Here is a 22,680-nt window from a genome sequence, read left to right on the forward strand (position 1 = left end):
CAGGATACTATTGAATTTTAGATTTTCAATATTAAAACCTCCATCTAACATATCCAATAAAAAGATAATACCAACATGAGCAAGTAAATGGATAAACAAACAACAATTGCGTTTATTTTAATTGGTGCAATACTGGTTTTGTGGCTTTATATAACAGCACCGGATCCCAATAAACAGACAAAACCCAAATCAAACACCACACAATTAAGCGATACTCTTAAAAACAGCAGTCCGGATACAATTACCACTATACCGCAAAAAGAAATTATTCAAAATGATGTTCTGATTAAACAGACAAAACAGGACAGCATCCCCGAAGTTATTACTGTAATTGAAACAGAGCTGGCAAGGTTTGAATTATCTAATAAAGGCGGAAACTTTAAAAAAATATTCTTAAAAAAATTTAATAACTGGTATTCTGCTAATAAAAAAGGAGTTCAGGAAAATTATCTGGACAATGTTCAGCTTTTAAATTATACAAAAGGGGGATCGTACGACCTTTCGTTTGTTTCAGTCGATGGTCACGGAATAAATACTAAAGAGTTTACGTTTCAAAGTAATCTAGCCTCTACAAATGTCAGTTTAACCGGAACAGACTCACTTCAAGTGGATTATATACTACAACTTGAACCCGGGAAAACCATAACTAAGACCTTTATCTTTTTTGCTGATAAATATGAAGTTAAAAGCGATATTATCTTTTCAGGATTAAACAACAATATCAGCAGCAACTCGTATGATCTCATTTGGGAGAACGGAATAAGATTTGCAGAAAAAAACTCAGTTGATGAAGCTAGTTATTCTAATGCTAGTGTTTACTATGGTGATGAGCAGGTTATTGTTAGTGCATCTTCAACAGGAGAAAAGGAAGTCAAAGAATTTAGGGGAAAAATAGATTGGCTGGCAGTAAGAAATAAATATTTTGCTGTCGTTATAATTCCTGATAATCCACAAAAGGTTGAAGGCGCATACATTGAAGGAATAACTAACTCGGTGGGTAAAGATGGACTTACCAAACTGTATAATGCAAGGCTAACTCTTCCATTTCAGAACAAAACAGAAGAGAGACAATCCTTTACTTTATTTATTGGTCCGGTTGATTATAAAGAATTAGAATCTTACGGAAGAAATCTAGTTGCAATTGTAGATTTTGGAAGTTTCTTTGGATTAAAGTTTATCGTTAGACCTATTGCCGAGTATATACTGCTACCTTTATTCCTTTTTATTAACTCGTTTATTCCTAACTATGGTATTGTACTGATAATCTTTTCAATTATCATTAAGATAGCTGTATATCCGCTGACTAAATCAAGCTTTCAGTCAATGAAAAAGATGCAGGCACTGCAGCCGATGATAACAGAGCTTAAAGAAAAATATAAAGACGATCCGCAAAAAATGAATAAAGAAACAATGAAGCTTTATTCAACCTATGGTATAAATCCTGCTGGCGGCTGTCTTCCGATGCTTTTGCAAATGCCGATCTTTATTGCGCTTTGGGGTTTGTTTAAATCAGCAATTGAGTTAAGACAACAGCCTTTTTTTGGATGGATTACCGATCTGTCTCAACCGGATGTTATTTATAATATCGGATATAAAATTCCAATATTCGGCATCAGCGAAATTAGCGGCTTAGCCTTGCTTATGGGTATTACAACTTTTGTACAACAGAAAATGACTGTAAAAGATCCCAAACAACAGGCTCTGGTTTATATGATGCCGATTATGCTTACGTTGCTATTTATGAGCTTTCCATCGGGCCTAAACCTTTATTATTTTATGTTTAATATTCTTTCCATTGCACAGCAATATTACATTAATCATAAAGGCGGCAAAGTAGAACTGGTACCAGTAGCAAATCCTAAGAAGAAAAAAGGTTTTATGTCTAAGTTGATGGAAGCTGCAGAAGAACAAGCAAAGACCCAGCAGAAGAAAAGAAAATAAAAATAAAATCTATTTTCGGGTTGTTTAAATAAGATTTAATTATGAAAAAGAGAATTCCAATACTTTTGATTTTAACAATTTTCTTTTTCAGCGAATTATACTCTCAGGATATTTATAATTTCAACTTTCCTTTGGAAAGCAAACAACTTCCTTTTGGTCTGGTCGAATTGATCCCAAAAAATAAACCAAAAATTGCTTTAGCTTTAAGCGGAGGCGGTGCCAGGGGTTTATCACAAATTGGGGTTCTTAAAGCGCTGGAAGAGGCGGGAATTCAGGCAGATATTATTGTTGGCACAAGTATGGGAAGTATTGTTGGCGGATTGTATTCAGCGGGCTATTCTGCCGATCAGCTTGATTCTATTGCACTGGAAACAGACTGGAATGAATTGCTAACACTTTCAAATCAATCCAACAGAAGAGATTTATTTATTGATCAAAAAGTAACAGAGGACAAAGCCATTTTTTCTTTACGCTTATCGGGCTTTGCACCTATACTTCCAACCTCATTTAATGATGGACAAAAACTATCGAATCATTTAAATGTTCTTGCGCTTAACGCTCCGCTTCATTCGGACGACTCATTTGATTTGTTAACAAAAAAATTCAGGGCAGTTTGTACAGATTTAATAACAGGCAAACCGGTTGTGCTTAGCAAAGGATCAATTAGCAATGCCTTAAGAGCAAGCTCTTCAGTTGTGTTTTTTTTGGCACCAGTTAAGATGGACACTCTGCTGCTTGTAGATGGAGGCCTTGTTGCCAACATTCCTGTTGACATTGCCAAATCTAATGGCGGAGACATTGTTGTAGCAGTTAATACAACAAGTGGTCTGTGGAGCGAAGAAGAACTTTCTACGCCTTGGGTTATGGCTGATCAAATGGTCAGCATACCGATGAAGCAAAACAATAATGAGCAATTAAATAACGCTGATTTTATAATTGAGCCGGCGATAGGAAACATACTATCCACTGATTTTAATAAGGTTGATACATTAATATATCTGGGCTATAAAACTTCAAAGCCATATATGAAAAGCCTTAAGTCTAAAATTGATTCTGCGGTTTTTAACTCAATACCAGATAAAGAAGTTTACTTTAAAAGTTTAATTTTAGATAGCAGCCTTACATTAAAAGAGCAGGCATTTTTCTATAATTACAAAAATCTAGATTCTGTTTCCAACAAAATGATCAATTACGATCTTTATAAACTATTAGAAACAGGAGATTATAAATACTTAGGCGCACAGATAGTGATGTCTGATAGTGAAAACGTGCTGCGTTTGAACAGAGAATACAATCCTGTAATCAGACATATAGATATAATCGGGATTTCACAAATTCACTCTGAAAGAGTAAGTTCTGTTTTCTCTTCTTTAAAGGGCGCAAGATTTTCTGGCAAAAAGATACTATATGCACTTTTACAGCTAATAGAAATATATCGCGAAGATGGATATTCGCTTGCTGGAATTCAAAATATTGATTTTAATAAAGAAGAAGAAAGGCTGAGAATTTTTATTGATGAAGGGATCATTTCTAAAATTGATATAACCGGCAATGAAAAGACAAAGGAAAATGTAATAATCAGAGAATTCAAGTTTGATGAGGGAGATTATTTTAAAATAGATGATATTAAGGAAGGATTAAGAAACCTAAGAAGTACAAGAATCTTTGATAATGTTGATGTCGTTGTTAAAGAAAAAAACGGACAAAATGTTCTTACAATAAAGGTAGATGAAAGACCCTCAAGCCTTTTAAGAATTAGTTTTAGAAGCGATAATGAATATCGGGCACAGCTTGGATTTGATTTAAGAGATGAAAATTTTTTTGGCACCGGCACAGAGCTCGGCTTAATCTTATTCGGCGGACTTGATAATCGTGCCTACATACTTGAACAAAAAGCCAACAGGGTGTTCGAGACGTATTTTACTTATAAAATAAATGGGTTTTACAAATTCAATGATGTGCATGTTTACAAAGATATTCCTTTAACCAGCAACTCAAGATTTTCCAGAGAAGAAATTGGGAAATACAGACAAATATTTTATGGACTTTCTTTAGGAATAGGTACACAGGTTGGCAGATTTGGTAATCTTATCCTTGAAGGTAAATATCAATTTGATCAGATTAAAAATAAAGACAATGAACCAACGACAGCATATAAAACAAAGATCGTAAGTCTTAAAGCCTCAACAACTATAGATACTCAGGATAAATATCCTTTTACTGAAAACGGAGTTTATTTTTCGGGATATTATGAAACAGCGATTTCAGTTTTAGGCGGGGAGGTCGGATACAGTAATATTGGTTTTGAATATAAAAATTATTTTAAGTTGTCTTCACGAAGCGTTATCTCACCATCTTTTAAATTCGGATTTGCAGATAAAACCCTTCCATTAAGTCAGCAATATTCAATTGGCGGACAGGAAACATTTTTTGGCATGCATGATAATGAATATCGCGGAAGACAGATTATGCTTGCTTCTTTAATGTATAGATATAAACTGCCGTTTATAATTTTTTTCGATACCTATCTGAAATTCAGATATGATCTAGGCTCAACATGGGCATTTCAGGAACAAATCAGATTCAAAGATTTGAAACATGGAATTGGAACTGCAATTTCATTCGATACGCCAATAGGACCGGCAGAGTTTGCAGTCGGAAGAAGTTTTCTGCTTCGTAATGATCTTCCGGATAATCCTATCAGCTGGGGCGATGTGCTGTTTTATTTTTCTATCGGATATTATTACTGATAGTGACGATACTTAAAACAAAAGTTTTTGTGTAAGCCATTGACTCTCAAAGTCTCTTTTTTAAAAAGAGAGCGGCTCATTCTATCTTTCAGCAAAATTATTACGGACCGGAAACCACGATGTAAAAGTTCCAGGCAATCTCAGGAACGTTGCCGAAGTATTGTGCTTTGTTGATATAAACTTGTTCTGTGTCAGTCTTCGACAGGTTCAGATTGACATGACAGCTTGTGTTACCCTGAGCTTGTCTAATGATGATATCTTTTACAAATTTTATCTTTTCTCCTTAGCCATTTTATACAGCTCAAGATATTTTTCTGCTGATGTTTTCCAGCTAAAATCCTGTACCATTCCGTTTAGCTGAATCTTTTTCCAAATATCTTTTTCTTTAAAAGTATTTACAGCCCGCTCAACTGAAGATGAAAGCGCATAGCTTGTATAATCATAAAATGAAAATCCGTTTCCATGATCAAAGCCAAACTGATTTTCTTCATCCCAATCTTTTACCGTATCTGCGAGTCCGCCTGTTTTTCTAACAACCGGAATAGTTCCATATTTTAAACTATAAATTTGATTTAAGCCGCAGGGCTCATAACGCGAGGGCATAACAAAAATATCTGCAGCAGCTTCAATCAAGTGAGACAGCTCATTATTATATCCTATGTAGGTTCCGATCTTCCCTGTAAAATATTGCGGCAGCCTGCGAATAAAACTTTCATATTTGTTTTCACCGCTTCCCAAAATTATCCATTGTGCGTTAAGACTCATCAATTCGTTAATAGCTCCGGCAAAAATATCAAATCCCTTTTGCTGCACAAGTCTTGATACCATACCAATTAACGGTCGTTCTTCATCAAATGGAAGATTGAAGTGATCCATTAAAAATTTTTTATTTTTTGTTTTGCCAGAAAGATCTTTCAATGAATATTTATACGGAAGGAATTTATCGGTTTCGGGATCCCACTCACTGTAATCAACACCATTTAATATTCCGTAAACATCAGGTTTACGGGCACGAAGAATATTATGCAGCCCAGCTCCATGCTCTTCTTTTAATATTTCGTGAGAATACTTATTGCTTACAGTATTTATTAAATCAGCAAAAACAATTCCTGTTTTCATAAAAGAAACAGAATCTTCAAATTCAACCGGACCACCGGGATAGTATAAGCTGCCGCGGATCTCTGCAGCAGATAAAGCAGATTTAGAAAATCTTCCCTGATAGGCTATGTTATGAATTGTAAACACAGTTGCAGTTTTATCAAACATGCGGTCCCAATTGTAATTGTCTTTTATAAAAAGCGGGATAAGCCCTGTCTGCCAATCATTACAATGAATAACATCAGGAGCCCAGGCAAATCTTTGCAGGGTTTCTATTACTCCTTTGCTGAAAAGAATAAACCTTTCATCTTCGTCAATATCGTTTGTATAAATTGCATTGCGGTAAAAGTAATGCGGGCAGTCAATAAAATTTACCTCAACATCGCTGTTAGGAAGTTTTGCCTGATGAAGGTGAACCGGGCGGTCTATGCCATTTATTCTAACGATCATTTCGCCAATATCCCAATTGTATCTCAATCCTTTTCTTGATTCTTCGATTGAGTTATACTTTGGCATAAATATTTTTACTTCGCACCCCAGTTTTTCCAAAGCTTTTGGTAATGACCCGGCAACATCAGCAAGCCCGCCTGTTTTTGCGTATGGAACGCACTCAGTTGTTATAAAAGCTATTTTCATATCTCTGGACTTAATTTTTATTGGCAAAGATAAATATTAACTTATTCTTAATGAAAAGTTAAATGATGTAGAGATGGAAAATATAATTCTGTTAACGTGCAGCGATATCATTAAAATTTTAAGTATCGTTTTGATATTCTTTATTTCAATCTAAAAAAATTTTGTAAAAGATCATCTGACAAAACAGAAATAATGTTAAACATAAAAACAGTGCAAAACTTGTTTAAGATATAGCTCACAGCCCGTTTGAATGTCTTATATTTTAACCGGATTAAATTTATATTTGGCGGCAATTTTATAAAACTAATCTAATAAGGAGAGAAAACAACATGAAAGATCTTGCACTTCTAATCCTGCGCGCAGGTGCAGGTTTGTTTATAATAATCAATCACGGTTTAATGAAAGTACAAGCTCTGATGTCTGGTGGTGAAATTAAATTTGCGGATCCTCTTGGTTTGGGTATGGGAACAAGCATGGTTCTTTCTGCTTTTGCAGAGTTCTTCTGTGCCGGTCTTTTGGTTCTTGGACTTTTTCCGCGTGTTAGCGCAGGTATATTATCGTTTAATATGTTTGTTGCAGGGGTTATTTTTCACATATCAGACCCATTATCCTCTAAAGAAACAGCACTGCTTTATCTGATTGTTTTTGTTTCCTTGTTAATACTTGGAGCAGGTAAATATTCGATTAACCAATTATTGCCGGCAAAGTTCAGAAAGTATTAATTATGAATCTAACAATTAATGATCTTGCAGCATTTACTAATGGCAGCCCTAATAAAAAACCAATAGTCTTTGTACACGGATTCCCTTTAGACCACTTTATGTGGGATAAGCAAGTAGATTTTTTAAGCGATAACCATTACTGTGTCAGATATGATATCAGAGGATTAGGAAATTCACCTGTCGGCGACGGACAATTTACAATGGAGTCATTTGTTGATGATCTTGAATCGGTGATTGACGAATTAAAACTGGTTAAACCTGTTTTATGCGGATTGTCGATGGGCGGATATATTTCACTTCGAGCACTCGAAAGAATGCAGGATAAATTTTCAGCAGTTATCTTATTTGATACAAGATCTGAGGCAGATACTAATGAAGGCAAGTTAAAACGTGCTGCTGGAATAAAGAGGATAAACACTGAGGGTTTAGTTCCGTTTACAAAAGATTTTATAACCAACTGCTATGGCGAGCATTACAAGCAAAATCATAAAGGTGAGCTTGAAAAACGAATATCAAAATCATCACAGTTTGATCCTGCAGGAGTTAAGGGATCGCTGCTTGCAATGCTTGGAAGAAATGATACAACAGCGTTTTTAGATAAAATAAATATTCCGGCACTTGTAATTTGCGGCGAGAAGGATGTACTAACACCTCCGGAAGTAATGAAATCAATGGCAGAAAAAATAAACGGAGCGGAGTTCATTGTTATTAAAAACAGCGGGCACCTGAGTCCTGTAGAAAATCCCGAGGACGTTAATGAAGCAGTTAAAAATTTTTTAGATAGACTTTAAAATTTGTTTTTGTGTAACAAAATCAATTTGGTGCTTGAAAATAAAACACACATCAAGCACCAGATAAATTAATCTTATAACAGAAAGTCTTTTCATAAAGATTTTTTTAAAACAAGTGATTTGAAATAAGCTGATAAATTGTTTTGTTAATTGTTTTTGGATAGTAGTTTATAAAAAATATATGGAGCAATTAATAACCAGAATAAAAACAAGCCCCATATCCTGCCTTCTGACAGATTATAGTCGAACAGAAGTTTATCCCATGAATTTCCCATCACATAGTGTCCGAAACCGAACTCAAACAGAATTGTTAAAACCAGCCAGATAAATCCCAATATTAAAGCATGGTCTTTTGTTTCTATTTTCCACTTCTTAAATATGAAGTAGAAAATTACTCCGAAGAAAATAATTCCAGTTACAGTTGATATTTGATGTGCCGCCAGATCACCTACAAGGTCTTTATAAGTTGCTTCTCTTATGACTCCGTTTAATATTGCTACAAACGAAAAAGCGAACCACCAAAGGATATGGATATAAATATTTTTCATGAAAATCTTTTTAAGAAAATGTAATACAAAATTATTAAATAGAGATTAAACTAATAACAAAATATTTAGTAAAGAAAGAAAATAGTTTTGATTTGATTGCTCATAATTGTGCTTTAGCAGTAAGAATAAAAAACGTCAGCATCAAATAAAAGGAGGCATTAATTATTTTTTATAACAGGCATTTCTTTCAGAAACTCATTGTTAAAATATTTTTATCTAAATATTTATTGTAATTGAAATAAATCTTATACAATAATAACTCAAGCTTACTATAGTTAAGTTTTATCTCTCCATCAGTTTCCAAAGTCTATTACCAATCAAATAATACGGAGGATTAGATCCTGCAAATCCATCTATTGAATTTCCAGATACAGTTGCAACAGTTTGAAAACCGGACGAAATACTGCCCTCAAGAACACTAAAAGTTTGAGAGTGATAATAGTAATTACCAACTGCTGAATTATCAGATACAATTCCTGTTATCCATGAATCAGCACTGAACAGACCAATGGCAACAGGAACAGCAGGATCTGATAAATCCATGATTTTATAATCCAGATGTATGTTATCTCCTCCCCATCCAGATTTTGGAGTAAGCACAGCGTATTTTTTATAAAAGAATCCTGTTTGATATTCCCATTCAAGTCCATTGTAAAGAAGCTGCGGCGAAACCGGATTAGAAATATCGAATATAGTTGGAAGAATATCACTGTTACCGATTAGGATAATTGCTGAGCCAATGCCGGTCATTTTTAAAACAAAATAATTTTTAACACTGGAAAGTTCGCGGAAACTTCCATTACTTTTATATGCTATAATTTTAAGTGGGCCAGGGCTCCAGTAATGACCAAGCGCAATTAGCGAATCCATAACTACAAAAGGTCCGAGATAACCCTGGATAGAAATACGGAACAAAAAATTTGGAGACGAAGGGTTCTGAATTGAAAAGGCAAACAAACCCGAATTATGGGTAGAAAGCCAAAGAGTATCGCCATATAATTTAGTTTCCCGCACTGCATTAATTGAATCGTGCAGATGAGTGCTGAACGCTTCAGTAACACCCTGGTTGTTGTAAGTATAAAAATGGTATGTGCCGTTATAATCAAGCGTCAGGATTTTATTTTGATCGAACCTGATTGCTTTACCGGAAACATCACCAACCGGCTCAAGTTTTTTAGTAGTTTTTTTCAAAGTGTATTTGGCGGGGGAAATATTATTTATAGAAACAGGCAGATAGTTGGTTTTGTAGATTGCTACACTGCCGCCGCGGATTGAACCGGGTAAATTTGCTTCACCATCAGCATTTGTCCTTACCTGAAAATGATCCCAATCAATACCGCCTTCAACTATTGCACCCTCAACAGGCTGTCCATCCTGAGAGTAAACAACGATTTGAAACGACTGACCGGGGTCAATAGGGTTTTCTTTATTACAGCCAACCAGAACAACTGTTGACAAAACAAGAATCGTTTTTTTTATCATACCACCCTCCTGTCGTTTGTTGAAGCGCTGATGAAGAAAGTAATTATATAAACATAATTCGGAAACATTATAGTTCAAGAATTGTTGAACTTTTAAGATGCTTTAAGTTTCTGTATCGGCAATATAATTATTTAAAATAAAAAAGAAAGTCTATTATACTTGATATCTCAACAGAGATGCAAAATGAAAAATATTCTGTATCAAAAGCATAATAATTATAAAACAGTCTGTCCGCTCAGTAAAAATGTGCGAAAGAGTTACTTAAATAAAATTTTATAATCTTTTTCTTTTCCGGCTTTCCAGTAATCTTCAGGTATGACCTTCCAGTTACCCAATAATTTTGGAGTAATAATTTTTTCCTTTTCAATCCACTTCATCAGATAATATCTGAGATCTTTTTCGGTTGAATTGATAATTCGCTTAGACAATTCTGTCTGTGGAATTTTAGCTCCGCGGGTCAGATGTCCTCCTCCGCCATTACCGCGGTAAGAATTGATAGCCACACTATAATCTTTATTTATGTCAAAAGATTTGCCGTTTGAAAAACCAATAATAGTAACACGTTCACCAACCGGTTTTGTAACATCAACAAAATAATTAATTCCCGCAGCGGCATCATAATTATAAAATCGCTCATCAAGTTCAGGAGATTTAGTTCTTTCAGAGTATTGAATATTTCCTTTTTCATCCAGTTTAAATTTTAGCAGGTGATCGTTTTGATCTTTCATCTGATTAAACCAGTTGCCGTATGAAAACTCGAGACAATCTTTTATTTCCTGTCCGCTTAGTTTCATTGTATAGAGAAGATTTTCAAATCTGTAAAGATCAAACATATCTTTTACATAAACAGCTCCCTTATCAATCCGGGCATTAAAAGAAAGCGGCGCAGTAAAAGAAACATCTGCATCGGTAAGCCCCAGTTGAATGCTTTGAATTAAATCAACAAACTTAGAAGGACCGAAAATAGCATCGCGGGAAGAAATTGATTCAGTAAAACTACCGATAGGTCTGTTTACAAAATTTTTTATCTCATTAAGATTTTTCTCATATCGTTGTATAAAATCCGGATCCGGAGAATAATCTTTAATACTTACAAGTTCGCCATTAATTTCCTTTTTATCGTATATCATACACATTTTATCATACTTTAAAACATAGGAAGCAACGGCAACATTTTGAGCGCCGGCAGTTGTACCAAGTATTAATACATCTCTTCCGGCAGGACCTTTAGTTTTAAAATTCCAGCCCGCGTGATCGTGACCAACAAATATCAGATCAAAACCATCTACTTGCTCTGCTATAAGCTTTGAAGCATTTTCATTTCTGTATGTATTTTCATTTTCGCCTCCGTAAGTAAAATCCACACCGGAGTGAAAAAGTCCCACCATCAGATCAGGTTGTTCGGTTGCCCTGATTTTCTTAACCCATTTTCTTGCTGTTTCTATCATATCATCAAACCGGATTCCACTCCAGATTTTTTCCGGAAGCCATTTTGGGATTGCGGGTGTAATCAATCCGAGGATTGCAATTTTAACCCCGCCGCGTTCAACAGTTGTATAAGGTTTAAAATATGGCTGCTCTGTATTCGTATTTACTGCATTTGCAGCAAGCCAGGGAAAATTAATTTCTTTATTAAATCTGTCATAAACAACATGTCCGGTTTCAATATCGTGATTGCCCACAGTTGCAGCATCATATTTCATATAGTTCATTACATCAGCAATAAGATGGAGCGTATCTGTTTTTTCAAAGTTGTAATAATAAGCTGCCGGATCGCCCTGTAGAATATCACCGTTATCCAGCAGAAAAACAATTTGGTTGGTATCCGAACGTTGTTCCTTCAAATAAGATGATACCTGTGCGAGCGATGAATTTGATGGGCGATTATTTATTAGATCATAAGGAAAAACTGCACCGTGAACATCAGAGGTTTCAATTATCTTAACCCTCAGAGTTTGAGAAAAAGAAACGGTTAACGAAAAAAATAAAACGCCTAAAAAAAAGAAATATTTTTTTATCATATAACTTCCGATTGATTTTCATTTTAAAGATACAAAATTGAGAATTAAAAGCTTGAAGAAAAGAAGCGCTATATAACCCGGAGTAGATTAAATTATGAGGATCTGATGTTTCGGTATGGAGTTAATAATTTTTTATTTGCAGCAGACGGGAATATCTGTAAATTAGTTCAGGTCTTTTCATATTTTGCACATAATATGAAACTTTCCAAAGACCGGGCCGCAGCTGTTGTTAGTTATTTGGTTTCCAAAGGAATTTCTCAACCCTGCCTGACTTCCGATGGTGTTGGACAGCTTTGTCCTGTAACGACAAATGCTGATGAAGAAGGCAGACAGAAGAACCGAAGAGTAGAAATAGTGTTGAAATAGAAGAACGGAAATACAAAAAATATCTGCTAACAAGGTATTGCAAAAAACGGAGCTGAACCTATTCTATTGTGCATTTGTGTAAGGCTCAGCTTCCATTCTTTGATTGAACTTTAGTGCTGAAAATTTCCGCCCATCAGCAATAAGACAGTAATACAACAATAACTTCAAATAGGATAAAACCTACAATGGAAAGAAAAGTAATACTTTACATCGCAGCAAGTCTGGACGGCTATATTGCAAAACCAAATGACGACCTTAGTTTTTTATCAATCGTTCAACAAGACGGTGAAGATTACGGTTATGCAGACTTTGTAAAATCGGTGGATACCGTAATCCTTGGGAGAAGGACTTACGATTGGGTAATGACACAAGTTTCCGAATACCCTCACTCTGACAAAAATTCTTTTATCATAACACGGACAGCAAGACCAAGTATCGGTAAGATAAATTTTTATACAGGAAAACTTCCAGCTCTGATTTCAAAGCTTAAAGCAGAGTCCGGAAAAAACATTTTTATAGATGGCGGCGCTGAAGTTGTGAACGAGTTATTAAAAGAAAATCTAATTGACGAATTTATTATTTCAATTATACCGGTTTTAGTTGGCAGCGGGATAAAGCTTTTCAAAGACGGACGAAAGGAACAAAGATTAGAATTGGTTTCAATTAAAAAATTTGAAAAAGGACTGGCCCAGCTTCATTACAAGCGTGCAGACAACTAAATAATTACAATTACAATAAAAAACTTTTAACCCCCAGCCCCGATTCTTCAAAATTAATTTTGATTGAATGTAAAGGCACAGATCAAAAAGCATTCTATATTTTAAGTTTTTCCAAAGCATGCCTATATGAAAGAGATGTTCCACATAGTAGCTGATACAATTTTAAAGGTAAGCCTTGATTCATAGATAATAGAACGAATAATAAAAAATTTTTCTCACCGTAAGATTGGCGATAAACCCCAGACCATAAATTATTCTAATGGAAAAAACAAATAGTTTTATTAAGTTAATAACCGAGCATACAGGACAAGAATTCAACTTCAACAACGTTTAATTAATTTTGAGGCATTAATTATGGCACAAATAAATCCTTACATAATGTTCAACGGAAATACCGAAGAAGCATTTAATTTTTACAAATCAGTTTTTGGCGGTGAGTTTGCCGCAATAGTTCGATTTAAAGATTTACCCAAAGATCCGAACAACAGATGGACCGAAGCCGAAGCAGACAAAATAATGCACATCGTTTTGCCTATCGGTAAAAATAATTTGTTAATGGCTAACGACGTCCCGCTTAGTATGGGAAGGGTAAATGAGAATGAAAACAGAAGTAAAATTTCTATAATTGCCGAAAGCAAAGAAGAAGCAGATAAAATTTTTAACGGACTATCTGCCGGCGGACAAATTGAAGCACCGATTGGAGACAGTCCCTGGGGCTCGTATTTTGGAATGTTTAGAGATAAATATGGTATTGAGTGGATGGTGGACTTTGATCCCAAGAATAATGCGTAGGTATAACCCGGCAGCAACGAACCACCGATATACCACCGGGTAAATATCGTTTTAACAACAGGATGCTAACAAATAAAAAGCAATGATGAAAAAAATTTCTGAAAACGAAAAGAAGAGTTTACTTAAAGTTCTAAAACAGCGGTTTGAGGAAAACCAACACAGGCACATTGGAATAAAATGGAATGACGTTGAAATTCATTTAACAAAGCAGCCCGACAAATTGTGGTCACTTAATGAGATGGAAATTACAGGAGGTGAGCCTGATGTAATCGGGTTTGACAAGAGTGAAAAGGCGTTTATATTTTGTGACTGTTCTACCGAAAGTCCCAAAGGCAGAAGAAGCGTTTGCTACGACCACCAAGCATTAGAAGCCAGAAAAGAGCACAAACCAAAAGATAGCGCAGTTAATATGGCTTCGGAGATGAATATAGAGCTTCTTGATGAAAAGCAGTACAATTATTTACAATCATTAGAGAGCTTTGATACAAAAACTTCAAGCTGGCTTAAAACTCCTGAAAAAGTTCGAAAGCTTGGAGGAGCTATTTTTGGTGATTTCAGATTCGGCAGAGTTTTTTGTTACCATAACGGAGCGGATTCTTATTACGCCGCGAGAGGTTTTAGAGGATTGATAAAAATTTAAGACAACTTAATTAATAATATTAATTTCAAAAAAGATATGTATAAGCTAATAGTATTCGCCTCGATTATTTTATTAATAATAGGCTGCATCTCAGAAAACAATAATTTAAAAGTTATGAAAAAACAAAAACCTGAAACAACGATTTCAACAAACGACAACAAACCAAGAGTAACCGGAATAGGAGGGATTTTCTTCTTCTCTGAAAATCCCGAAAAAGCAAAAGAATGGTATTCGAAAAATTTAGGACTGGAGGTAAATCAATGGGGCTCTAGTTTTGAATTTAGAAATGCAAACCGACCAGACGAAATCAACTATCTGCAATGGAGTCCCTTTAAACAAGGTGATAAATATTTTGAACCTTCAAAAAAGGATTTTATGATAAACTATCGGGTTCAGAATATCGAAGCTCTCATTAATAAGCTGAAAGAAAACGGAGTAAAAATTCTTGATAGTATTGAAGCTTATGATTACGGAAAGTTTGTACATATTATGGATGATGAAGGAAACAAAATTGAATTATGGGAACCAGTTGACAGCGTCTTTACAGCAATGGGCGGAAAGACAACCAAATAATAAAAGAAAGTTTGTAGCTCTTATTTCTGAAATTGTCTTTGGTAAAATATATAATCAGTCTTTGCTGGTTCGCCATCTGATTGCCCCACTAATAATGCAATCTGCGCACGGTGATTGTTGAGTGATTATTAGAAAATCTTTAGTTAGTTTTGACATATTAAAATCTCACTGTTATGAGACCTATACGCCTGTATTGGTTGTATATGTCTGATTTTGTGAGACCTATAAAGGAGTTAGCGGCAAGTGTAAAACGACAGTGCAAACATGAAACAGACGACTAAATATTAAACATTAACACAAGGACAAACCATTTTGACAGTTGGACAACATACAGACCATATTTCAAGCGGACAACGAGTAAGCCGACACTCATTGCCGACCCTGTGTTTTTTATTTTTTTCCCACCCGCAAGCCGACCCTTCGCAAAGCCAAAAGAGCCACTTTTTGCCAACACACAGACTGATTGACATGATTAAAAAAGTAACTTTGACTGATATAAATTTTAGATGACAAAAGAGATACAAATAGAAGATAGTTTGATTACCAAATTGACTGATCTGAAATACACTCACAGGGCAGACATTCGGGACAAGGCTTCCCTTGAAAAGAATTTCCGTGAGAAGTTTCAAGCCTTGAATCGTGTGAACTTGACTGATTCAGAATTTGAAAGACTTTTTAAGGAAATAATAAATCCGGACGTTTTTGCATCATCAAAACGACTTAGAGAAATCAACACCTTTACCCGTGAGGACGGAACACCTTTGCATTATACATTGGTAAACATCAAAGATTGGTGCAAAAACGAATTTGAAGTAATCAATCAATTACGCATCAACACAAGCAACAGCCACCACCGTTATGATGTGATTTTGCTTATAAACGGAATTCCCGTTGTGCAAATTGAATTGAAAGGTTTGGAGGTTAGCCCACGAAAAGCCATGCAGCAAATTGTGGACTACAAAAGCGACCCGGGAAACGGCTACACCAATTCATTGCTTTGCTTTATGCAGATGTTTATTGTGAGCAACCGTTCAAACACCTACTATTTTGCCAATAACAACGCTGCTCATTTCAGCTTTAATGCTGACGAACAGTTTTTGCCTATCTATCAATATGCCGGTGAGGACAACAAAAAAATCACACACTTAGACGATTTCTCTGAAAAGTTTTTGAGCAAATGCACTCTAAGCCAAATGATAAGCAAATACATGGTATTGGTTGCAAGCGAACAAAAATTGATGGTCATGCGACCATATCAGATTTATGCAGTTAAGGCAATTGTCAATTCTATTCAGGAACACAAAGGCAACGGCTTCATTTGGCATACAACAGGAAGCGGAAAAACGCTGACTTCTTTCAAAGCATCTACCTTGCTCAAAGACAATCCGAATATTGAAAAATGTTTGTTTGTGGTTGACCGTAAAGACCTTGACCGACAAACCCGTGAGGAGTTCAACAAGTTTCAAGAAGGTTGTGTTGAGGAAAATACCAACACAGAAACTTTAGTAAGACGAATGCTTTCGGAAGATTATGCCAACAAAGTAATTGTTACGACCATTCAAAAATTAGGTTTAGCTTTAGACCCAAACAACAAAAATAACTATAAAGAACGCTTACATGCGTTAAGCGACAAACGCATCGTTTTCATTTTTGACGAGTGCCACCGTTCACAGTTTGGAGAAAATCACAAAGCAATTAAAGAGTTTTTCCCAAAAGCACAGTTATTCGGCTTTACAGGAACTCCCATTTTTGACGATAACTCAACCTACAAGCAAATTGACGGAACAGTTGGTTCTTATGTAACCACTAAAGACATTTTCCAAAATTCGTTACATAATTACACTATCACTCATGCAATAGAAGATAGAAACGTGTTGCGTTTTCATATTGACTATTTCAAACCTGAAAAAAATGTAACCGTTGGCAGCACCGACCATAAAAAAGCGGTTGCAAACGCTATTCTGAAAAAACATGATGCGGCAACGCACAGCAAGCGTTTCAATGCTTTGTTGGCAACTGCTTCCATTAATGATGCCATTGAATATTACGAACTATTCAAAGAGATTCAAGCGAACAAACTAAAAGAAGATGAAACTTTTGTTCCGCTAAATATTGCTTGTGTATTTTCTCCACCAGCCGAAGGAAATAAAGATGTTCAGCAGTTGCAGGAAGATTTACAACAAGAAAAAGCCGATAATAAAGTTGAACCTGAAAAGAAGAAGAAAGCACTGGAAGCCATCATCAGCGATTACAACAAGCAATATGGCACCAACCATAGAATTACTGAATTTGATTTGTATTACCAGGATGTTCAGCAACGCATCAAATTTCAGAAGTTCAGCAATGCCGACTATCCACGCAAAAACAAAATTGACTTAGTGATTGTGGTGGATATGTTGCTCACGGGCTTTGACAGCAAATATTTGAATACGTTGTATGTTGACAAGAACCTGAAATTTCACGGACTGATTCAGGCTTTCAGCCGAACCAACCGTATTTTGAATGACACCAAACCTTATGGCAATATTTTAGATTTCCGCCAACAACAAGCCGAAGTGGACAGAGCCATTGCTTTATTCAGCGGTGAAAGTGTAGCAGAAAGAGCCAAAGAAATTTGGTTGGTTGACCCTGCTCCGAAAGTAATTGAGAAATACCAAGAAGCAGTAAAGGCAATGGAAAAGTGGATGGAGGATAAAAACATGGTAGCCGAACCGCAGGAAGTTTACAACATCAAAGGCGATGCTGCCCGTGTGGAGTTTATCAATCGCTTTAAAGAAGTGCAACGATTGAAAACGCAGCTTGACCAATACACCGACCTGAACGAAGAACAGAAAGCAAAGATTGAAAACTTAATGCCCGAAGAGCAATTGCGTTCGTTCCGAAGTTCGTATTTAGAAATTGCCAAACAACTCAAAGAAATACAACAAAAAGAAGGCGGCAAAGCACCTGAAAACATTCAGCAATTGGATTTTGAATTTGTGCTGTTTGCTTCTTCGGTAGTGGATTATGATTACATCATGAACCTGATTGCCAAATACACACAAGACACACCGAAAAAGCAGAAAATGACCCGTGACCAATTGATTGGTGTGTTGAGCAGCAGTGCCAACTTGATGGAAGAACGGGAAGACATTATTGACTATATTAAAAAGTTGGAAGTTGGTAAAGCACTCAATGAGCATGAAATAAAAGACGGCTATCAAAAATTCAAGGAAGAGAAAATTGCTAAAAGATTAACAGAGATAGCACAGAATAACGGTTTAGAATTTTCGGCATTAAACGAATTTACCAATGCAATAATTAGCCGAATGATTTTTGATGCCGACAAATTGAGTGAACTATTTGCACCCTTAGACTTAGGTTGGAAAGAACGCACCAAAAGAGAATTGGCATTGATGGACGAATTGACACCTATTTTAAAAAAGAAAGCCGAAGGGCGAGAAATATCAGGACTGAAAGCTTATGAGTAAGAACAACGAAATAAAATTGGTGCCTATTCTTAGATTTTCTGAGTTTAAGAATGGTGGAGTTTGGAAGGTTAAGCCGCTGGGTGAAGTTTTGATAAAAAACTCAACTAAAAATAAAGACCAAAAATATTCTTTGGTTGAAAGTGTTAGCAATAAATTCGGCTTTATTAAACAAGATGAATACTTTGACAACAGAATTATTGCAAGTAAAGACACTTCAAACTATTATGTTATCAATAGAGGATATTTTGCTTACAACCCTTCAAGAATTGATATTGGTTCTCTAGCCTATAAATCTGATGACAATACTTCAATAATTAGTCCATTATATGTAAGCTTCAAGGCAAACAATTCAGTAATTGACGATATATTTTTATTGAACTACTTCAAGTCAAATGAATTTTCCAAGCAGATGATTTTTGAAGGTGGTGTTAGAAATACTTTAAATTATGACAACCTTTCCCAAATTAAAGTCCCTATTACCCAATTAGATGAACAACGGAAAATAGCAGCTTGTCTTTCATCCTTAGATGAAGTTATCACAGCCGAGAGCCAAAAGCTGGAAGTGCTGAAAGAACATAAAAAAGGCTTGTTGCAAAATTTATTTTCAAAAGAAGGTGAAACGGTGCCCAAACTACGCTTTAAGGAGTTTGAAAATAGTGGGGAGTGGGTGGAGAAGAAATTGGGGGAGATTTCCGAAAATGTAATGTACGGAATGAATTCAGCATCAAAAGATTTTGATGGTGAAAACAAATATTTGAGAATAACAGATATTGATGAAAATACAAGGCTTTTTTTACAGGATTCAGTTACTTCGCCTGATGGCATATTGGAAGAAAAATACCTTTTAAAGATTGGGGATGTGGTTTTTGCAAGAACAGGTGCAAGCGTAGGGAAATCTTATCTACATCAAAAAGGAAATGATAAAGTTTATTTTGCAGGGTTCTTGATAAGATTCTCAATAAAGAATGAAATTCCTTACTTCATTTATGCTCAAACCTTAACTGAAAAATATAAAAAATGGGTATCGAAGACCTCTTTGCGTTCTGGACAACCTGGTATAAATGCAGAAGAATATAAATCCTATTCCTTTTTCGTTCCTCCATCTCTTCAAGAACAACAAAAAATCGCCTCTTGTCTTTCTTCCTTAGATGATTTGATTCGCTTGCAGGCTGAAAGAATAGAACAATTGCAACTTCACAAAAAAGGATTGTTGCAGGGTTTGTTTCCTAATCTAAATGAAGTAACAGAATGAGCGGAGTAATAAAATTTACAAACCTTACAGATATTGCCACACACTTCCGTAAGGACTTAACAGGTGATCACAGACCACTAAAAGATTTAGTGCTTTTCTTTGCTCATAATGGCACAGGGAAAACTCGCCTGTCAATGGAATTTAAAGAAGCAGGTAAAGAATACAATGCAGAAAGAGAAGTAACTAAAAGAGACACGCTTTACTTTAATGCTTTTACAGAAGACTTATTTTCTTGGCACAACGACCTTGAAAACGACACCGAAAGATATTTGAAACTTAACACCGATTCAGCATTTTTTGACGGCTTACGAGAATTGGAGTTAGATGCAAAAATTGAATCGTTTTTTCACAACTATGTTGATTTGAAATTCAATATAGACTATGAAAACGCAACAGTTCGGTTTTCAAGAAGTATCATAGTTGAAGGAGCAGAGCAAACAATTGAAAACATCAAAATATCAAGAGGCGAAGAAACACTTTTTATTTGGTGCTTCTTTTTAGCCATTTGCCAGTTAGTAATTGACAAAGACCCTTCATACAATTGGGTTAATTACATTTACATTGACGACCCGATTTCATCATTAGACGAAAATAATGCCATTGCGATAGCTTGTGATTTAGCCAACCTTCTTACCACAGAGGGCAGCGAAATAAAAACAGTAATTTCAACGCATCACAGTTTGTTTTTCAATGTATTGTTCAACGAATTTGGCAGAAAGGTTAAAAACAAGCGATACTTCCTTCATTTCAAAGAGCCAAACGATTATGCTTTGCAAGACACAGGCGACACACCATTTTTTCATCATATCGCAACAATAAGTGAACTCAAAAAGGTTGTAGAATCAGATAAAATATTCACTTATCATTTCAATGCTTTGCGTAGCATTCTCGAAAAGACCGCCAGCTTTTTCGGGTATGACAAAATTGATAAATGTATTCAAGGCTTAGACGATGAAGTTCTTTTTGAAAGAGCTTTGCAATTGTTCAGTCATGGCAAGTATTCAATTTTTGACCCTCAAGAAATGATTGGCGACAACAAAGACTTATTCAAACGAATTTTTAATGGATTCCTTGTGAAATATGAATTCCATTTTCCAGAAATATTTAATGAACCAACTCCAGCAGCAACAGCATGACAGAAAATAATCAAACACAATTAGGTAATACACTTTGGAAAATTGCAGACGAATTGCGTGGAGCAATGAACGCTGACCAGTTCCGTGATTATATGCTTTCGTTTTTGTTCTTACGTTATCTAAGTGACAATTACGAAGCAGCAGCAAAAAAGGAATTAGGAAAAGATTATCCTGTTCTAAAAGACAAAGACAAGCGAACTCCGCTTTCCGTTTGGTATGAGCAAAACGAAGCTGATGTAAAGGAATTTGAAAAGCAAATGCGAAGAAAGGTTCATTATGTAATTGAGCCATCGCATTTATGGAACAGCATTGCGGAATTGGCTAAAACCCAAAGCAAAGAATTGCTTCGCACTTTGCAAGATGGTTTTAAATACATAGAGAATGAATCATTTGAAAGCACCTTTCAAGGCTTGTTTTCTGAAATCAATTTAGATTCTGATAAACTCGGCAAGAACTACGAAGAACGAAATAAAAAGCTTTGCAATATCATTCAGAAGATTGCAGAAGGCATTAATAGTTTTAATAAACACGTTGACTACTTAGGCGATGCTTACGAATATTTGATTGGAAAATTTGCCGCAGGCTCAGGTCAAAAAGCAGGAGAATTTTATACCCCTCAAAGAATTTCAGATATACTTTCTTCTGTTGTGATACTTGACAGCCAAGACCCAAGTTCAGGCGAAAAGAAAAAGATTGAAAGAGTTTTAGACTTTGCCTGTGGTTCAGGTTCGTTATTGCTTAACGTTCGTAAGAAAATGACGGATGCAAAAGGAACAATCGGCAAAATTTATGGACAAGAAAAAAACATCACGACTTACAACTTAGCACGAATGAACATGCTTTTGCATGGCGTGAAAGACACAGAATTTGAAATTCACCACGGTGACACTTTACTCAATGACTGGGAAATTCTCAATGAAATAAATCCATCTAAGAAATTAGAATTTGATGCTATTGTAGCCAATCCACCATTCAGCTATCGTTGGGAACCAACGGAAGCAATGGGAGAAGATTTTCGCTTCAAAAGTTACGGACTTGCTCCTAAGTCAGCAGCCGACTTTGCTTTTCTGTTACACGGTTTTCACTTTTTGAGTAAAGAGGGAACAATGGCAATCATTTTACCTCACGGTGTTTTATTCAGAAGCGGAGCAGAAGAAAAAATCAGGAGAAAACTATTAGAGGACGGAAATATTGACACCGTTATCGGACTTCCTGCAAATCTGTTTTTCTCGACAGGTATTCCAGTCTGTATTTTGGTTTTAAAGAAGTGCAAAAAGTTTGATGATGTTTTGTTCATTAACGCAGTTGACCACTTTGAAAAGGGAAAACGACAAAACAGTTTACTACCTGAAAACATTGACAAGATAGTTAACACCTACAAAAACAGAACCGATGAAACTCGTTATTCTCGTAGAGTGACAATGGACGAAATTGTGAAAAACGAATTCAACCTAAATATCTCACGTTATGTAAGCACATCGTTAGACGAAGAAATAATTGACTTGAAAGAGGTAAACAAAAAACTCGTTGACCTTGACAAAGACATTAACAAAGCAAGAGAGACACATAATAAATTTTTAAAGGAATTGGGACTCCCACCAATATAAACTAATGACAAGCCCACGCTATTTGCAAGCACATTGCCAAAGCCGCACAAACCAACGCACAGACCAAAGCTTTGTCAAAGAGCTTGCAAAGCCAACGCAAGACAAAATTATTTTTTAAAAAATTCCCGACCATTCA

At 35.6% G+C, this 22,680-nt stretch carries 17 protein-coding genes; 13 read left to right on the top strand and 4 right to left on the bottom strand.

Annotated features, from left to right (window positions below; translation table 11 throughout):
• Nucleotides 1-87 precede the first annotated feature (87 nt).
• Nucleotides 88-1,941, top strand: coding sequence for a membrane protein insertase YidC (gene yidC, locus ROY99_03110; protein ID MDT3695354.1), 1,854 nt, complete (start codon nucleotides 88-90; stop codon nucleotides 1,939-1,941).
• Nucleotides 1,942-1,982: 41 nt separating this feature from the next.
• Nucleotides 1,983-4,691 (top strand): patatin-like phospholipase family protein, encoded by a 2,709-nt coding sequence (locus tag ROY99_03115; protein ID MDT3695355.1) that lies wholly within the window; start codon nucleotides 1,983-1,985, stop codon nucleotides 4,689-4,691.
• Nucleotides 4,692-4,961: 270 nt separating this feature from the next.
• On the opposite strand, the gene glgA is transcribed toward ROY99_03115, so the two are convergent.
• On the bottom strand, nucleotides 4,962-6,425 hold the full coding sequence (glgA, locus tag ROY99_03120; protein ID MDT3695356.1) for a glycogen synthase GlgA: 1,464 nt from the start codon (nucleotides 6,423-6,425) through the stop codon (nucleotides 4,962-4,964).
• A gap of 329 nt (nucleotides 6,426-6,754) precedes the next feature.
• Here glgA and ROY99_03125 point away from each other — a divergent pair, with 329 nt between their 5' ends.
• On the top strand, nucleotides 6,755-7,147 hold the full coding sequence (locus ROY99_03125) for a DoxX family protein (GenBank protein MDT3695357.1): 393 nt from the start codon (nucleotides 6,755-6,757) through the stop codon (nucleotides 7,145-7,147).
• 2 nt (nucleotides 7,148-7,149) lie between these two features.
• Entirely contained in the window at nucleotides 7,150-7,938 is a 789-nt protein-coding gene (locus ROY99_03130) for an alpha/beta fold hydrolase (GenBank protein ID MDT3695358.1), read from the top strand.
• A gap of 146 nt (nucleotides 7,939-8,084) precedes the next feature.
• Here the strand turns inward: ROY99_03130 and ROY99_03135 are convergent, their stop codons facing one another.
• From ROY99_03135 to ROY99_03145, 3 genes are all read right to left on the bottom strand, one after another.
• Nucleotides 8,085-8,486, bottom strand: a complete 402-nt coding sequence (locus tag ROY99_03135) for a hypothetical protein (GenBank protein ID MDT3695359.1) — start codon at nucleotides 8,484-8,486, stop codon at nucleotides 8,085-8,087.
• A gap of 282 nt (nucleotides 8,487-8,768) precedes the next feature.
• Nucleotides 8,769-9,968 carry a hypothetical protein gene (locus ROY99_03140; GenBank protein MDT3695360.1) on the bottom strand — a complete coding sequence of 400 codons (1,200 nt, stop codon included), beginning with the start codon at nucleotides 9,966-9,968 and terminating at the stop codon, nucleotides 8,769-8,771.
• A 257-nt stretch (nucleotides 9,969-10,225) separates the two neighbouring features.
• Nucleotides 10,226-11,989, bottom strand: coding sequence for a bifunctional UDP-sugar hydrolase/5'-nucleotidase (locus ROY99_03145; GenBank protein MDT3695361.1), 1,764 nt, complete (start codon nucleotides 11,987-11,989; stop codon nucleotides 10,226-10,228).
• Between the two features lie 105 nt (nucleotides 11,990-12,094).
• On the opposite strand from ROY99_03145, the gene ROY99_03150 reads away from it, so the two are divergent.
• The 9 genes from ROY99_03150 (at nucleotide 12,095) to ROY99_03190 (ending at nucleotide 22,544) form a co-directional block, all read left to right on the top strand.
• Nucleotides 12,095-12,355: an OmpA family protein gene (locus tag ROY99_03150; GenBank protein MDT3695362.1), complete on the top strand. Its 261-nt coding sequence runs from the start codon at nucleotides 12,095-12,097 to the stop codon at nucleotides 12,353-12,355.
• A 185-nt stretch (nucleotides 12,356-12,540) separates the two neighbouring features.
• Nucleotides 12,541-13,074: a dihydrofolate reductase family protein gene (locus tag ROY99_03155; protein ID MDT3695363.1), complete on the top strand. Its 534-nt coding sequence runs from the start codon at nucleotides 12,541-12,543 to the stop codon at nucleotides 13,072-13,074.
• A gap of 354 nt (nucleotides 13,075-13,428) precedes the next feature.
• Nucleotides 13,429-13,866 carry a VOC family protein gene (locus ROY99_03160; GenBank protein ID MDT3695364.1) on the top strand — a complete coding sequence of 146 codons (438 nt, stop codon included), beginning with the start codon at nucleotides 13,429-13,431 and terminating at the stop codon, nucleotides 13,864-13,866.
• Between the two features lie 82 nt (nucleotides 13,867-13,948).
• On the top strand, nucleotides 13,949-14,506 hold the full coding sequence (locus tag ROY99_03165) for a DUF4256 domain-containing protein (protein MDT3695365.1): 558 nt from the start codon (nucleotides 13,949-13,951) through the stop codon (nucleotides 14,504-14,506).
• Nucleotides 14,507-14,620: 114 nt separating this feature from the next.
• On the top strand, nucleotides 14,621-15,079 hold the full coding sequence (locus ROY99_03170) for a VOC family protein (protein ID MDT3695366.1): 459 nt from the start codon (nucleotides 14,621-14,623) through the stop codon (nucleotides 15,077-15,079).
• A gap of 506 nt (nucleotides 15,080-15,585) precedes the next feature.
• The gene (locus tag ROY99_03175; protein MDT3695367.1) at nucleotides 15,586-18,549 is read left to right on the top strand and encodes a type I restriction endonuclease subunit R; all 2,964 of its coding nucleotides are present in this window, start codon (nucleotides 15,586-15,588) and stop codon (nucleotides 18,547-18,549) included.
• A complete protein-coding gene (locus ROY99_03180; protein ID MDT3695368.1) occupies nucleotides 18,542-19,801 on the top strand; it encodes a restriction endonuclease subunit S in 1,260 nt (419 codons plus the stop codon). The genes ROY99_03175 and ROY99_03180 overlap by 8 nt, the downstream gene beginning before the upstream one ends.
• The gene (locus ROY99_03185; protein MDT3695369.1) at nucleotides 19,798-20,937 is read left to right on the top strand and encodes an AAA family ATPase; all 1,140 of its coding nucleotides are present in this window, start codon (nucleotides 19,798-19,800) and stop codon (nucleotides 20,935-20,937) included. The genes ROY99_03180 and ROY99_03185 overlap by 4 nt, the downstream gene beginning before the upstream one ends.
• Nucleotides 20,934-22,544: a type I restriction-modification system subunit M gene (locus tag ROY99_03190; protein ID MDT3695370.1), complete on the top strand. Its 1,611-nt coding sequence runs from the start codon at nucleotides 20,934-20,936 to the stop codon at nucleotides 22,542-22,544. The genes ROY99_03185 and ROY99_03190 overlap by 4 nt, the downstream gene beginning before the upstream one ends.
• The last annotated feature ends 136 nt before the right edge of the window (nucleotides 22,545-22,680 follow it).

This window comes from Ignavibacterium sp. (assembly GCA_032027145.1).
Lineage (GTDB): Bacteria > Bacteroidota > Ignavibacteria > Ignavibacteriales > Ignavibacteriaceae > IGN3.